Genomic DNA, 14,472 nt, shown 5'->3' on the forward strand with positions numbered 1-14,472 from the left:
TATGCGATTTGATAAGTTAACCCTCAAAGCCCAAGATGCCTTCCAGTCCGCCCAAACGGTGGCGGAGAAGATGCAACACCAGACCATCGATGCCGAGCACCTGATGCTCGCTCTGCTGTGGCAGGAAGGCGGATTGACGAAGCCGATTCTTCAGAAGCTGAGCATCGATGTTCCGCAGTTTACGAAGGAAGTGGAGGAGAATGTCGGCCAGCAGGCGAAGGTTGCCGGAGCGGCGAGCTACGGCAGTTCGATTTCCAGTCGCCTTCAGACGCTTTTCCAGAATGCCTTTTCGGAAGCAGAGGCGCTGAAGGATGAGTACGTCAGCACCGAGCACTTTTTGCTGGCGCTGGCGGGTGACTCGGGCTGGCTCGGTAAGAACCTGCGAGCGGCGGGGGCGACGAAAGAGAACATTTTGGCCGCGATCACCGACCTGCGGGGCGGCAAGCGCGTGACCGATCCAGGTTCGGAAGACACCTACCAGGCGTTGGAGAAGTACGGCGTCGACCTGACGGCGAAGGCGCGAGCGGGCAAGCTCGACCCGGTGATTGGGCGCGACGAAGAGATTCGGCGCGTGATCCACGTTTTGAGCCGGCGAACCAAGAATAACCCGGTTCTCATCGGTGAGCCGGGCGTGGGTAAGACGGCAGTAGTGGAAGGTCTGGCCCAGCGAATTGTGGCGGGCGACGTGCCAGAGTCTTTGCGCGATAAGTCCGTGATCACGCTCGATTTGGGCGCGATGGTGGCGGGCTCGAAGTTTCGCGGCGAGTTTGAAGAACGCTTGAAGTCGCTTTTGGACGACGTGAAGAAGTCCGATGGCCGCATTATCCTTTTCATCGACGAAATGCACACCTTGATCGGCGCGGGACGCGCGGAAGGAAGCATGGACGCGGCTCAGCTTTTGAAGCCGATGTTGGCGCGCGGAGAACTGCGATGTGTGGGCGCGACGACGCTGAACGAATACCGGCAGTACATCGAGAAGGACAAGGCGCTGGAGCGGCGGTTCCAGATGGTGCTGGTCGACGAGCCATCGGTCGAGGAGACAATTTCGATCCTGCGCGGCCTCAAGGAGCGGTACGAGGTGCACCATGGCGTGCGCATCACGGACTCGGCTTTGGTGGCGGCGGCGACACTTTCGAATCGGTACATCACCGAGCGGTTTTTGCCGGACAAGGCGATCGACTTGATCGATGAAGCGGCGTCGAAGCTGAAGATCGAGATCGACTCGGTGCCAGCCGAAATCGACGAAGTCGAGCGGCAGATCACGCAATATCAGATCGACCGCGAGGCACTACGCAAGGAAGAAGACGAAGCATCGATGGAGCGGCTTGAATTTGCCGAAAAACGGATTGCGGAACTGACGGAGCAGGCGACGGGCCTGCGGGCGGTTTGGCAGAAGGAAAAGGATCAGATCGAGGTGGTTCGAGAGGCGAAAGCCGAGCTTGAAAAGCTGAAGCAGGAGCTTGAAACGGCCACGAAGAACGACGACTACGCCCGGGCGGGCGAAATTCAGCATGGTCTGATTCCCAAGGTCCAGACGCGCATCAGCGAGGCTTCGGAGGCTTTGCAAGCCGTGCAATCCGAGGGCAAGATGCTGAAGGAAGAGGTCGAGAGCGAGGATGTCGCAGAGATCGTGAGCAAGTGGACGGGTGTGCCGGTTAGCCGCCTGCTTCAGGGCGAGATGCAGAAGCTTTTGAGCCTGGAGGAACAGCTTGAGAAGCGAGTCGTGGGTCAGCACGAGGCGCTGATTGCGGTTTCGGACGCGGTTCGTCGCAGTCGAAGCGGGCTCTCGGACCCGAATCGGCCAATTGGTTCGTTCATGTTTCTTGGTCCGACCGGCGTGGGCAAGACGGAGACGGCGAAGGCGCTGGCCGAACTACTGTTCAACGACGAAAAGGCGCTGTTGCGGATCGACATGAGCGAGTATGGCGAGAAGCACTCGGTCTCGCGTCTGATCGGTGCGCCTCCGGGATACGTTGGGTACGACGAGGGCGGCCAGTTGACCGAAGTCGTGCGGCGACGACCTTACTCGGTGATCCTGCTGGACGAGGTCGAGAAGGCACACCCCGAGGTGTTCAATGTATTGCTCCAGGTCTTGGACGACGGGCGTCTGACAGACGGTCAGGGGCGAACGGTCGACTTCAAGAATACGGTGATCATCATGACGAGCAACCTGGGGTCGCAGTACTACGGCGACCCGGTGAACGAGACCGACTTCGACGAGACGAAGCGCAAGGTCTTGGAAGAGGTGAAGCTGTACTTCCGGCCCGAGTTTGTGAACCGGCTGGACGAACTGATCGTGTTCCGCTCGTTGGGCATCAATCAGATCAAGGGCATCGTGGCGATCCAGCTTGAGGGCTTGCGCAAGCGACTGGCCGAGCGGCGCATGGACCTGGAGATCACGGACGAGGCGATGAGCCATCTGGCGAGCCGTGGGTTTGACCCGGTGTATGGGGCGCGGCCGCTGAAGCGGGCGATCCAGAACGAGTTGATCAATCCGTTGGCGCAATTGGTGCTGAAGGGTGAGTTGCGGGACAATCAGCGGATCGAAGTGGATTTTGCCGATGGCGGGTTCACGTTCGAGACTCGGGATAAAGTGGCATAAGGCCGTGGGGCGATAGTGCGGTCAGGGCCAATCTGCATTGTGTCTCTGCGGACAACTTGGTGGGCAGGATGCCCACCGTCCTAGGATGCCGACCTCTCTTGATCTGGTTTCTTTGAGGCTTTTCCTTACAAGAGGTCGGGTTTGGCTGAATCACTGGTAACTCCCAGCGACTATGTCGTAGGCGTCGTTACCAGTGCCACCCCGGTTGGACCCCTTCAGGTCATTTCGCTTTGGTGCTCATTGATCTTGATTGGCCAGACGGGCTGTGCGACACTATAATTTGATAGGGACTATTTTCTGCGAGCGAGACGCTCGCAACTCTCAGTGGGCCTAACTCGTTTGTTCTGCTTTCTCTGTGGATTTTCCTCTCTCGTCGTTCCGCGCAGGATCTTGCGGAACGACACTCTCTCCTAATTTCCTTCGGAGAATTCGGAGAAAGGTTATGGGGCTTTTCCTTAAGGAAGGTTGGGTTCGAATGAATCACTGGTAACTCCCAGCGACGGCGTCGCAGGCGTCGTTACCAGTGCCACCCGGGTTTTTGTTCGGCAAAACATGATCTTGGTACCAATCCCCCGGTTCGCGCGTGCCTTGCTCACCGACCCCTTCGCCAAGGGGTACCTCCCTTTGTAGCTATCGATATAGATTTGGCGCTCTTGTAATAGCCTAGCGAACAGAGAATTATTTGAGGTGAAAGTCGTAGAATTGACCTATGACTAAGTTCCTCAGTTTTCTGAGTTTGTCGGTGTTGGTTCTCGCTGGATGCAGCGGCGATAGTTCGAGCAGCAATAGTTCGGCGGGCGGCAATTCGGCGACGAGTTCAGCGGATTCGGGAACGAAGGGAGGAACCTTCAAGGTTGCGCTTTTGACTCCGGGACCGGTGAATGATTCGGGCTGGTGCGCGCTGGCTTACGACGGTCTGCAGGGCATCAAGGAGGACATGGGGGCCGAGGTATCGAATCAGGTCGCGGTCGGCAACGACATCAAAGAAGCCATGCGGACCTACGCGCAGAAGGGCTACAACCTGGTGTTCGGGCACGGATTTGAGTACAACGAGCCGGGCGTACAGGTGGCGAAAGACTTTCCCGACACGGTTTTTGTTTCGTCCTCGGGCAGTCTGACGGCGAAGAACGCGGGCGCGATTCGATTTTATTTGGAGCAGTCCTTCTACCTGGCGGGTGTGCTGGCAGGCAAGGCGACGAAGACGAACGTGGTGGGCATGGTCGGCGGGCCGCAGGTGCCGTCGATCGAATCGACGTTCCACGCGTTTAAGGCCGGTGCGGAGTCGGTCAATCCCAACATCAAAGTTTTGGAGGCCTTCACGGGAGAAAACAACGATGTCGCGAAGGCCAAGCAAGCGGCGGAGCAGATGATCGGCCAGAAGGCGGACTTCCTTATTCATCAGGCGAACGGTGGCGCCCAGGGCGTCTTCAACGCCTGCAAAGAGGGGCACATTTGGGCTTTTGGGGCGAACATGAACCAGAACGACAACGATAGCGGCGTCGTGATCGGTTCGGCCGCCATCATCGCCCGCCCGGCTTTTCTGGAAGTTGCCAAACTCGTCAAGGAAGGGAAGTTTGACGGTTCGACCATTCAACTCGATATGCAAAAGGGTGCGATCGACTTTGTCTACAACGATAAGCTGAAGTCACAGTTGCCAGCGGACGCGATCGCCAAGGTCGACGAAGTCAAGAAGGATATTTTGTCCGGCAAGTTTGTGGTTCCCAAGGACAAGTTTTAACCTCGAATGGAGTCGGGTCGGGCCACGCTTTCGGTTAGCGGCGTCTCCAAGCGATTCGGTTCCTTGGAGGCGCTGAAGCCCCTCTCCGTCGACTTTCTGCCGGGCGAAGTTCACGCCGTCGTGGGCGAGAACGGAGCGGGCAAATCCACGCTGATGAACGTGCTTGGCGGCTTTTTGTCGCCGACGACGGGCTCCGTTTCGCTTGGGGGCGTCGAGCTTGCCAAGGGCGACCCCAAGCGGGCGCGAGCGATGGGGATCGAAATGGTCCATCAGCACTTCAAGCTGGTCCCGGCGTTTACGATTCGCGAAAACCTGCTCCTGAGCCAGTACGGCATTCGGCAACGTGACATCGTCGAGATTGAGCGGCGAGCCAAAGCGTTTGGCTGGGAGATTCCCTGGGAGTCGCGAGTGCAGGATGTGTCGGTGGGCATTCAACAGCGGGTCGAAATTCTCAAGTGCGTGGCGACCCAGCCTCGGGTGATGATCTTCGATGAGCCGACGGCGGTGCTGTCGGAGCGCGAGGTGGCAGAGCTGATTTCCTTCATGCGCGGGCTAGCGCGAGAAGGGAAGGTCGTGATCCTGATCGCGCATAAGATCGAGGAGGTTTTGTCGGCGTCGGATCGCATCACGGTTCTTCGACGAGGCGAGCACATTGGGACTCTGCCCTGTAGCGAGGCGGAACCAGCGCGACTGGTCGAGATGATGGTGGGCGAGATGATGCCGTCGTCGGGTGGCCTTGTCGGGGCATCGATTGGCGGCAAGGCTTTTGAAATTTCTGGTGTCTTGGACGGAATATCGCTTTCGATTGGAGCCGGGCAAATCGTGGGGATCGGTGGTGTGGATGGGAACGGCCAGGTCGAACTCGCGGAGACATTGGCGGGCGTTCGGCGGTTGACGCATGGTTCGCTCCGCTTCGAGGGCGAGTCGCTGAACTTCGGAAAGACTTATGTCGGTTACGTACCGCAGGACCGGCAGTCCGACGGGCTGGCGGTCGACCTGAATCTGATGGAGAACATGGCGGTCGCGGGGCTGACCAACGGGGAGAAATTTTCGGCTACGCAGCAAGCGGAACGGGCAGTGCGGTTGATCGACGAGTTCTCGATCAAGGCCAAGTCGGGGTTGGATAAAGCGAGGCAACTGTCGGGTGGGAACCAGCAGAAGGTGATTTTGGCGCGGGTGCTGGACCAACGGCCGCGGATTTTGGTGGTGGTCAACCCGACGCGGGGGTTGGACGTGAAGGCATCGGCGTTCGTGCACGCGAGACTGCGTGAGGCGGCGAGCGCGGGAGCTTGCGTGGTGGTGTTTACGACGGATAGAGATGAGCTTTTTGCGATCTCGGATGTACAGTGGTTTATGTCGCGTGGGCGACTGTTTGCTAGCGAGGGGGAGGCTTTGGCCTAGTGAAGCAGTTCGCGCTGACGGTCCTGTTTTTGGTCGGCGTGCTGGTGCTGAGTTTTTTGGTGTTCGGGGTTCCGCTGGGCGAAGGGGCGAAACTGCTGGCGGAAGGGGCGTTTGGCGACAAAGTCGCGGTGTCACAGTCGGTGGTGCGAGCGACGCCGGTGCTGTTGACGGCGATCGGGATTACCGTGGCGTGGCGGGCAGGAGCTTTTAACATTGGCGGCGAGGGACAGCTTCTGATTGGGGCTTTGTTTGCGGCGACGGTGGGGAAGGCGATTTTGAATTCGGGGCTCGGGTTTCTTGGGTGCCTATTGATGCTTTTGGCGGCGGCGATTGGAGGGGCAGTTTGGTCGGGATTGGCGGCGGTTTTGTACCTAAAGCGGGGCGTGGATTTGGTGATCAGCACGATCCTGCTGAACTTCATCGGCGACAAGCTTTTGCTGTACTTCATCGAGGGACCGATTCGGAAAGCGGGGCAGACGGCGCCGCTGACGGACCAGATTCCGGACGCGATGATGCTTCCGAAGTTTTCGCGGCAGAGCGATCTGCACTTGGGGATCTTCTTTGCGCTCATGGTGGCGCTGGCGGTGGGCTACTGGATGTTTCGAACGAAGTCGGGGTACTTCGCGAGGATTGTCGGGGCGAACCCGAGGTTTGCGCGGGTGAACCGGATCGACGCGGATCGGGTGAAGTTTCGGGCGATGATTTTGAGCGGGGCGATTTGCGGGTTGGCGGGTGGCATTCAGTTTTTGGGAATCAACGGTCAGTTGGCGAGTTCGTTTTCGCAGCAGTACGGATTTTTGGGGATTCCCGTGGCGTTGGTGGGGGCATTGAATCCGTTTGCGGTGATTCCGTCGGCGTTGTTTTTCGGGGGATTGTTTGCGGCGACGAGCAATTTGTCGCGCTTCGGGGGGATCGGGAATTATTTCGTTTATGTGATCCAGGCGGGGACGGTGATTGGGTTGCTGTTGTTTAGAGCTGTGAGCGAGCGTCGGATCGCGGCGAAGGGGGAGGCGGCGTGAGCGTCGGGAGCGGGAGAAGCGTGTTTGGCCAAGGTGTCAGCATTGACGGATTGACCACGAGTTTTTGCGGCGATAATCGCCGGGTCGCTTCCGCCTTTGCTAAAGCTCTGGCGGACGAGACGCTCCTTGGACTTTTGCGGTTGCGGGCCTATCCAGGGGGGATGAGGAATGAGTCTAGTTCAAGTACTGCGACTCCCTCGGTTCGCCCCGATTCACTTCGTTCATTTCCCTCGCAAGTTCGGCGGAGTGCAAAGCACTGGCTCACCGATCCCTCTCGCCAGAGGGATATCTTTCGCTCCCTTGGTCGCCACGATACTCTGGCTACCTTCTGTGACCCTCCGGGTCAAAAAGCGGAAAAGGTCGGGGGAGGGGCTTGAGATGATTTCGCTTTTCCAGGTTCTGAAGTATTCGGCGCCGGTGGCGTTTGGGGCCGTGGGCGAGTCGGCAGTTCAGCGGTCGGGAATCATCAATGTCGGATTGGAAGGCTTGATGTTGAGCGCGGCGTTTGCGGCGACGGTGGCCTCGGATAAGACAGGTAACCCTTGGATCGGGTTGGCGGCGGGAGTGGCGGTGGGCGTAGCGGTCGCTCTGTTCTTGGGCATCCTCACGATTCGCTATGCGTTGGACCAAATCGTGGTGGGGACAGCCATCAACCTTTTAGCCCTCGGAGTGTGTGGGACGCTATTTGAGAAGCAGGGGGCGACCGGCAAGCTGCTGAACCTGCCCGCGATTCCGCCTCTTTTCGGCAAGTTTGACGTGATCCTACTCCTCTTGATCGTGGCATCGGCGGGATTGGGGTACGTGCTGTACCGGACGCCATTCGGATTGAAGCTACGGGCGGTGGGCGAGTATCCGCCCGCGGCAGAGGCGGCAGGATTCTCGCCAGCGAAGATTCGGTATCAGGCGCTTGTTATTGGCGGGCTATTCGGCGGGCTAGGCGGGGCCTATTTGGTGTTGGGCGTGGCGCAGTCATTTGCGACGGAGATGGTGGCGGGGCGGGGATTCATCGCGATCGCCTTGGTGACGTTTGCTCGATGGCGCCCGTTCGGAATTCTGCTTTCGGCGATGCTACTGGGGTTCTTTGAGGCGTTGCAGTTCAGCCTGCAGTTGGACGGAAGCAATATTCCGCGGTCGCTTTTGTTGGCCTTGCCGTATGTTGCCACGCTTGTGATTCTGGTATTCGTAGGAAAGGGAACGCGCGCGCCGCAATCGCTTGGCACGGCGCTGGACGGAACGGACTCATGAAAGTCGCGATGACGAGAACGGTGAGCTTTAGTAGCGGGCATCGCTTTTGGTTCGCTCACCTGAGCGACGAGGAGAACCGGCGATTGTTTCCCGGCTGGGGCTCGCCCTACAACCACGGCCACAACTACCAGTTGGACGTGACGGTGGAAGGGATGGTGAACCGGGAAACGGGCATGGTTGTGAACATCAAGGACATCGACGCGATTCTGAAGAGTCGGATCGTGCCGGAGTTCGCGCAGAAGAGCATCAACGACGAGGTGCCGTATTTTGCGACGCATACGCCCTCGCTGGAGAACATGATGCCCTACCTTTGGCGAGAGATTTTGGAGGCGGGCCTGCCGCCCGAGGTGCAAATGACCTCGCTTCGGCTGGAGGAATTGCCCAATTTTTACGGAGAATACGACGGAATGAAGACGACGATCACACGGATCTATGAGTTTGCGGCAGCCCACCGGTTGCATGCGCCGGGGCTTTCGGATGAGCGCAATCGGGAGCTGTTTGGGAAGTGCAACAACGAGGCGGGGCACGGGCACAACTATGTGCTGGAAGTGACGGTGAGCGGCCAACTGGACGAGACTACGGGGATGATGTGTTCGATCATCGATGTGGACGCGGCGGTGGGCCGGGAAGTAGTGGATCGCTATGACCACAAAAACTTCAACTGCGACATTCCCGAATTTGAGGGCAAACCGACCACTTCGGAGTCGATCGCCGAGATGATTTTCTCCCGTTTGGACGGGCATATCCCGGCGACGCTGGAGCGGATTCGGCTGTGGGAAACGCCTCGGAGCGTTTTCGAAGTTTGTAAAAACTCTTAAAACGGTGAGCCGATTTCCTTGCTTCCCTCGTCAAATGAAGTAAGGCAATGGTAGCTACCGTAAGCAAGGTGGTAAGGACGGTTCCGCCCCAAATGTGGCGGGATACGATAATACGTTCGACGCAAACTCCGATTTTCGGAGAGCTCGGACGCGTGCGTGTCCGGGCTCTTCTTGCTTTAAGGGGTGCCATTTCCTTGGTTTTTAGAGAGAGGAAGGAAAATGGCGTTGCATGACGTTTTAGTACTAAACAGCAATTATGAGCCGCTGAATGTTTGCAACGTTCGGCGCGCAATCTCTTTGTTAGTTCTCGGGAAGGCCGATGTGATCGTACATCGGGACGAGCCGATTATTTCGGCGGGTGGAGAACTGGAGTCGCCAGCGGTTTTACGGATGAAATACCAAGTTAAGAGGCCTTTGCCGCAGTTGCGGCTGTCTCGTCATGCCGTACTTGCCCGCGACAACTATACATGTCAGTATTGCGGCGTGCGAGCGAAGGACATGACGATCGACCACGTGGTTCCGCGTTGGGTCGGCGGTCCGCACACGTGGGACAACTTGGTGGCTTGTTGCCGCCGATGCAACCTGAAGAAGGCGGATAAGACGCCTCAGCAGGCGAACATGACGCTGAAGCGGAAGCCTAGGCGGCCGAGCTTTGTGCCGTACCTGTCGCTACCGATCTACCTGAAGGCGCAGAGCCGGGACGAGTGGCGGGACTTTTTGCCCTACTTCCCAGAAGTTCAGGCCGTTTCGGTTGCCTAGTTGTGGGTACCCCCTAAAGGGGGTATCCTTAACCTGTTCCTGGGTTTAACTCCATGGATGGAACAGGACAATCAGGCATGAATTCTCTCGTTATTCGGGGTGGCCGAAAGCTTTCCGGCGAAATCGAAGTTTCTGGAAGCAAGAACATCGCCCTCGCAATTTTATCGTCCGTCGTGTTGGCCGAAGAGCCCGTGGTCTTGCGCAACGTTCCGCGCATCAGCGACACCGAAATTAAAGCTCAACTGCTCGAGGTTTTTGGAGCCAAGGTTCGGTGGGAGGACGACTCGCTTTACATCGACTGCTCCGAACTGAGAGCGGGAGAGGCGGACGAAGAGATGGTCCGCTCGATTCGAACTTCTTTCTACATGGTCGGTCCGCTTTTGGCGCGTATCGGCAAGCTGGATATGCCGGCTCCGGGCGGCTGTAAGATCGGGGCGCGACCGGTCGATCTGCACCTGAAGGGCCTGCACGCCTTGGGTGCGACGATCGACTTGGACGGCGGCGTCTATCGGGCGTCGGCGGAGAAGCTGAGGGGAACCGAAGTTTATTTGGACAAGCCGAGCGCAGGCGCGACTCAGCACATCATGAGCACGGCGGCGCTGGCACACGGCACAACGACGATCACCAACGCGGCGATGGAACCCGAAATCGTGGCACTGGGTCATTTTCTGAACCGCATCGGCGCGAATGTGGAAGGCGCGGGAACGTCCAGCATCACGATTCAGGGCAAAAAAAGCCTGAGCGGCGGGACGTACAAGATTCCGGCCGACCGCATCCAGGCGGGCACGTTCCTGCTGGCGGGCGCGATCACCGGTGGCGACGTGACGGTGAAGGACATTTTGCCGGAGGACCAGACGGCGGTTGTGAACAAGCTTCGCGAGGCAGGAGCGATGATCGAGACCGGGGCGGACTGGGTTCGCGTTGGGGCTCCGAGCCGACTTCAGTCGGTTAACGTGATCACGATGCCGCATCCGGGTTTTCCGACCGACATGCAACAGCCGATGGCGGCGACCCTTTGCGTGGCCGAAGGGACGTCGATTGTGGAAGAGACGATTTATGAGAGCCGAACCGGGCACATCTCGGAATTGAACCGAATGGGAGCCAAGATTCGGCAGGACGGAAGCAGTGCGGTAATCCAGGGGGTCGGCGAGCTGAGAGGCGCAACGGTGCACGCTTCGGACCTGCGCGCGGGCGCGGCTTTGTGCTTGGCCGGACTGGTGGCGCACGGCGAGACCGTGGTCAAAAATGTACACTTTATCGACCGAGGTTATGAATCCATCGAGAACTCCCTACAATCTCTCGGGGCCGATATTCTCCGGGTTGGGACGGAAGGTACTCTAGCTGAATATTGAGATTCGTTCCGCGGATAGCCGTCGACCTCGGCACAGCTAACATCCTCGTCTATCGAAGTGGCAAGGGCATCGTCTTGAGCGAGCCTACGGTTGTGGCCGTCAACACCTCGACCGGAAAGGTTTTGGCGGTTGGGAACGACGCCCGCGAGATGATCGGACGAACGCCGGCGAACATCACCGCGATTCGGCCGATGAAGGACGGCGTGATCGCCGACTACACCACGACGCTGATGATGATGAAGCACATCATCGAGAAGACGTGCGGGTCTCGACTCCCTTTTAAGTTTGCTCCCGATACGCTGATCTGCGTTCCGGCGGGCGTCACCAACGTCGAGCGACGGGCCGTCATCAAGGCGGCGAAGGAAGCCGGGGCCGGGCGAGCGATGACCATCGAAGAGCCCTATGTCGCGGCGATCGGCGCAGGTCTGCCCATCGAGTCGGCGGGCGGCAACATGGTCGTCGATATCGGCGGCGGAACGACGGATATCGCGGTGCTTTCGCTCGGTGGAATCGTGACGTCGCAGAGCATCCGGGTGGCGGGTAACAAGATGGATGAGGCGATTCAGAAGCACATCCGTAACGCGTACAACCTGATGATCGGCGAGATGACCGCGGAAGAGATCAAGATCGCGCTGGGATCGGCGTATCCGGCCACGCAAGAGGCGAAGATGGAAGTCCGCGGTCGAGACATGATCCACGGCTTGCCGAAGACGATCGAGATCAGCAGTATTGAGATCCGCGAGGCTTTGAACGAGCCGGTGCGGCAGATCGCCGAGAAGCTGTGTCACGTGTTGGAAGAGACTCCTCCGGAGTTGGCGAGCGACGTCATCGAGCGGGGAATCACGCTGACGGGTGGCGGCGCGCTTTTGAGAGGATTGGATCGATATCTGCAAGATGTGACGCAGATTAATGTCCGCGTGGCGGATAATGCACTTACCTGCGTGGCCCAGGGAACGGGCCAGGCGATCGAGCGAATCAACTCGATCAAGTCGAGCGGAGCGTTGACGGAACTATGAAGTACCTCGCCATTTTGGTCTCTCTTCTTCTTTGCGGGCTTGCCTTTGGGCAGGGCGACGACAGCGGGGTGAAAGACCCCAAGATGAAGCAACCGAAGGTTATCAAGGCTACAACTGCGCCGGTGACCCATGCGGAGGCACAGAAGACGTTTGATAAGATGTGGGCGGCGATGGCGAAGGGTCTGAAGGTTAAGGGCTCGAATCCGGTCGCTTTGGCTTCGGATGCCAAGCCGATCACCAAGAACGAGGTTTTGGCGGCGATGCAGAAGGTTGTCGATCAGGTCACGCCGATGTTCAAGCGCTCGGCGACTCCGGCGGCATTTGTTCCGGCTCGATTCCGAAAGGACTTCGACCAGACGGCTTTCACGAAGTTGGTGAAAGACGGGTTTGTGATGCCTTACGGCCCGCTGGTGACGGGTTCCAATGAGACTGTTTCCACGCACGATTTTGGCGACGCAGTCGGCACCTTGATGGTGCGGATCTCTGATCTAGTCCATCTTCCTTCACGCAAGTACAGCCCGGCGTTGATGGACGGCGGCAACTAGTTGTGCCGTAACCAGACCTGCATGTAACTGGGACCTTTCGCGTTCCAGGTTCGGTAGGGGATCAGGTTGACGGTGCCCACGCTGGCGTCGGTGTCGGCGAATTCATCGTATAGTGGCTGATCTTCGTCAAGCGAGTCCGAAAGGCTGGTGGCCTGGAGGACCGGCGAGCCATCGAGGGCTTTGTTGCCGGGCTGGCGGATTTCCTCGCCGAGATCGAACACCTTGAACTGCGGAGCGTTTTCGAGTTTGACTTCTTCGGCGCAGTAGATCGAGGGGCCGTAGGACACGGCAAGACGGCCGACGTTGTCCATGACGAGCGGGTGCGACTGGTTCACGCGCACCGTCATTTCGAAATCGAGCTCGATGGAGGTGTTGTGCCAGTCGTGGCTGAAGACCATGAAGCCGTCTTCGTACTCAGCGCCTTCGGTCGAGTCGGGGAAATCGACGTTGACCTCGTCACTCCAGTCCGGGATTCGAACGGCGAGTTTGACCGCATGTTTGGCCTTGCCGGAGAGGGTGAGCGAAACCTTGCCGTTGTGCGGATATTGGCTCTGGATTTTGAGGGTGAGACCGCAGGAGAGGGCGTATTCGCCATCGACGGGCATGCCGATATAGACGGTGTCATCGGACTCCCAGAGGGCGTATTGCACGATGCTTCCGACAAAGCGGGCGACGTTGGGCGGGCAACAGGCGCAGGTGAACCACGGTGCGCGCTCGTGGCTTTTGCGGCTTTCGAGCGGGTTGTCGTAGTAGTAGAGTGTGGTGTCGAGGCTGACGCCGCTGAGGACGCCGTTCATGGTTACGCGCTCGACGATGTCGAGGTATTCCGAGTTGCCGTTGGCTTCGAACATGCGGCGGCCCCACATGGCGAGCGCGATTCCGGCGCAGGTTTCGGCGTAGGCGTTGAGGTTTGGTAGGTCGAAGTCATCGGTAAAGCCCTCGTTGTCGCCGGTGCTGCCGATGCCGCCGGTGATGTACATCCGCTTGGTAGTCAAGTTCTCCCAGATGGTCTGGAGGGCGTCGAAGAGGCCCTGATCCTCACGTCGGGCGGCGCTCATGGCGGCGGCGGCGTACAGGTAGGTGGCGCGGACGGAGTGTCCGACGATCTTGGTCTGCTCTCGGATCGGCTTATCGTCTTGGGCGTAGGCGCCGTCGTAGTGGCCGTTCTTGAGGATGAGGGCGTTGGCGTGGCGGAAATACTCTTTTGTCTCAGGGTCCTCGACTTCGGGTTCGAAGGGGGAGGGACGCTGTCCACGGATGTCGATCATCCAGTCGGCAAGCTCGGCGTATTGGAGGTCGCCGGTCGCCTCGGTGAGGCGGTAGAGGGCGATTTCAACCTCGGGGTGGCCGCAGAAGCCCTTCTTTTTGTCGGGTCCGTAGAGCGATTTAATGTGGGCGACGGCTCGCTTGGAGACTTCGAGGAGGCGACTGTCACCGAGGTTCTGGTGGAGGGCGACGGCTGCTTCGAAAAGGTGCCCGAGGCAGTACATCTCGTGCATGTTGACGAGGTTGCGCCACTTGTAGGTCGGGAGGTTGAGCTGGACGAGGGTGAAGAGGTAGCCGTCGTCGGCCTGGGCTCCTTCGATGGCCTTGATGGCGGTGTCGATGACCTCGGCAACTTTGGGGTTGGGGCGGAGCTTTTGGATGTAGGCCGCGCCCTCGAGCCACTTGTAGACGTCGCTATCGTTAAACCGCAGTCCTTCGTGGGTGCCGGTTTCCTTTCGAGCGACCCGGTAGAAGTTTTCGAGCCGTCCGGTAGAGATGATTTGATCCCACTGGCTGAGGATGCCTTTTTCGGAGAATTCGTCCAGGTATCGACCCCAGAAGCCGGTGATCGAGTTGACTTGGGAGAGGGCGATGGGACGAATCATATGATAGGGAAGGATACCGCTTTGGGTCAGGGCGAAGGGCTCGCTTCGCTAGGGCAAGGGCAGCGAGAGCGGGGGAAGCGAGATGGCCTTTACCTAGTCAGGCTTA

The 14,472-nt window shown here is 58.8% G+C and carries 11 protein-coding genes; 10 read left to right on the forward strand and 1 reads right to left on the reverse strand.

The annotated features are described in order from the left end of the window. Position 1 precedes the first annotated feature (1 nt). The 10 genes from clpB (at position 2) to GC165_10555 (ending at position 12,495) form a co-directional block, all read left to right on the forward strand. On the forward strand, positions 2-2,602 hold the full coding sequence (gene clpB / locus GC165_10510; GenBank protein ID MBI1333297.1) for an ATP-dependent chaperone ClpB: 2,601 nt from the start codon (positions 2-4) through the stop codon (positions 2,600-2,602). A gap of 709 nt (positions 2,603-3,311) precedes the next feature. Then, entirely contained in the window at positions 3,312-4,340 is a 1,029-nt protein-coding gene (locus GC165_10515) for a BMP family ABC transporter substrate-binding protein (protein MBI1333298.1), read from the forward strand. A gap of 6 nt (positions 4,341-4,346) precedes the next feature. Beyond that, positions 4,347-5,741: an ATP-binding cassette domain-containing protein gene (locus GC165_10520; GenBank protein ID MBI1333299.1), complete on the forward strand. Its 1,395-nt coding sequence runs from the start codon at positions 4,347-4,349 to the stop codon at positions 5,739-5,741. After that, on the forward strand, positions 5,741-6,760 hold the full coding sequence (locus tag GC165_10525) for a hypothetical protein (protein ID MBI1333300.1): 1,020 nt from the start codon (positions 5,741-5,743) through the stop codon (positions 6,758-6,760). Before GC165_10520 ends, GC165_10525 begins: the two co-directional genes overlap by 1 nt. A gap of 168 nt (positions 6,761-6,928) precedes the next feature. Continuing rightward, the gene (locus tag GC165_10530; protein MBI1333301.1) at positions 6,929-8,005 is read left to right on the forward strand and encodes an ABC transporter permease; all 1,077 of its coding nucleotides are present in this window, start codon (positions 6,929-6,931) and stop codon (positions 8,003-8,005) included. Next, positions 8,002-8,823: a 6-pyruvoyl tetrahydropterin synthase gene (locus GC165_10535; GenBank protein ID MBI1333302.1), complete on the forward strand. Its 822-nt coding sequence runs from the start codon at positions 8,002-8,004 to the stop codon at positions 8,821-8,823. The genes GC165_10530 and GC165_10535 overlap by 4 nt, the downstream gene beginning before the upstream one ends. Before the next feature lie 219 nt (positions 8,824-9,042). Then, positions 9,043-9,582 (forward strand): HNH endonuclease, encoded by a 540-nt coding sequence (locus GC165_10540; GenBank protein ID MBI1333303.1) that lies wholly within the window; start codon positions 9,043-9,045, stop codon positions 9,580-9,582. Positions 9,583-9,659: 77 nt separating this feature from the next. Beyond that, positions 9,660-10,934 carry a UDP-N-acetylglucosamine 1-carboxyvinyltransferase gene (gene murA, locus GC165_10545; GenBank protein ID MBI1333304.1) on the forward strand — a complete coding sequence of 425 codons (1,275 nt, stop codon included), beginning with the start codon at positions 9,660-9,662 and terminating at the stop codon, positions 10,932-10,934. Next, on the forward strand, positions 10,931-11,950 hold the full coding sequence (locus GC165_10550; protein ID MBI1333305.1) for an MreB/Mrl family cell shape determining protein: 1,020 nt from the start codon (positions 10,931-10,933) through the stop codon (positions 11,948-11,950). Before murA ends, GC165_10550 begins: the two co-directional genes overlap by 4 nt. Further along, on the forward strand, positions 11,947-12,495 hold the full coding sequence (locus GC165_10555) for a hypothetical protein (GenBank protein MBI1333306.1): 549 nt from the start codon (positions 11,947-11,949) through the stop codon (positions 12,493-12,495). The genes GC165_10550 and GC165_10555 overlap by 4 nt, the downstream gene beginning before the upstream one ends. Here GC165_10555 and GC165_10560 read toward each other — a convergent pair. Then, the gene (locus tag GC165_10560) at positions 12,492-14,366 is read right to left on the reverse strand and encodes a hypothetical protein (protein MBI1333307.1); all 1,875 of its coding nucleotides are present in this window, start codon (positions 14,364-14,366) and stop codon (positions 12,492-12,494) included. The genes GC165_10555 and GC165_10560 overlap by 4 nt on opposite strands. Positions 14,367-14,472 lie beyond the last annotated feature (106 nt).

This window comes from Armatimonadota bacterium, from assembly GCA_016125185.1.
Classification (GTDB): domain Bacteria; phylum Armatimonadota; class Fimbriimonadia; order Fimbriimonadales; family Fimbriimonadaceae; genus Fimbriimonas.

Bases quoted from the DNA above. Each gene is read 5' to 3' on its own strand.
- GC165_10530 (MBI1333301.1), top strand. From the start codon at position 6,929: ATGAGTCTAGTTCAAGTACTGCGACTCCCTCGGTTCGCCCCGATTCAC.
- GC165_10555 (MBI1333306.1), top strand. From the start codon at position 11,947: ATGAAGTACCTCGCCATTTTGGTCTCTCTTCTTCTTTGCGGGCTTGCC.
- murA (MBI1333304.1), top strand. From the start codon at position 9,660: ATGAATTCTCTCGTTATTCGGGGTGGCCGAAAGCTTTCCGGCGAAATC.
- GC165_10535 (MBI1333302.1), top strand. From the start codon at position 8,002: ATGAAAGTCGCGATGACGAGAACGGTGAGCTTTAGTAGCGGGCATCGC.
- GC165_10540 (MBI1333303.1), top strand. From the start codon at position 9,043: ATGGCGTTGCATGACGTTTTAGTACTAAACAGCAATTATGAGCCGCTG.
- clpB (MBI1333297.1), top strand. From the start codon at position 2: ATGCGATTTGATAAGTTAACCCTCAAAGCCCAAGATGCCTTCCAGTCC.
- GC165_10515 (MBI1333298.1), top strand. From the start codon at position 3,312: ATGACTAAGTTCCTCAGTTTTCTGAGTTTGTCGGTGTTGGTTCTCGCT.
- GC165_10520 (MBI1333299.1), top strand. From the start codon at position 4,347: ATGGAGTCGGGTCGGGCCACGCTTTCGGTTAGCGGCGTCTCCAAGCGA.
- GC165_10560 (MBI1333307.1), bottom strand. From the start codon at position 14,366: ATGATTCGTCCCATCGCCCTCTCCCAAGTCAACTCGATCACCGGCTTC.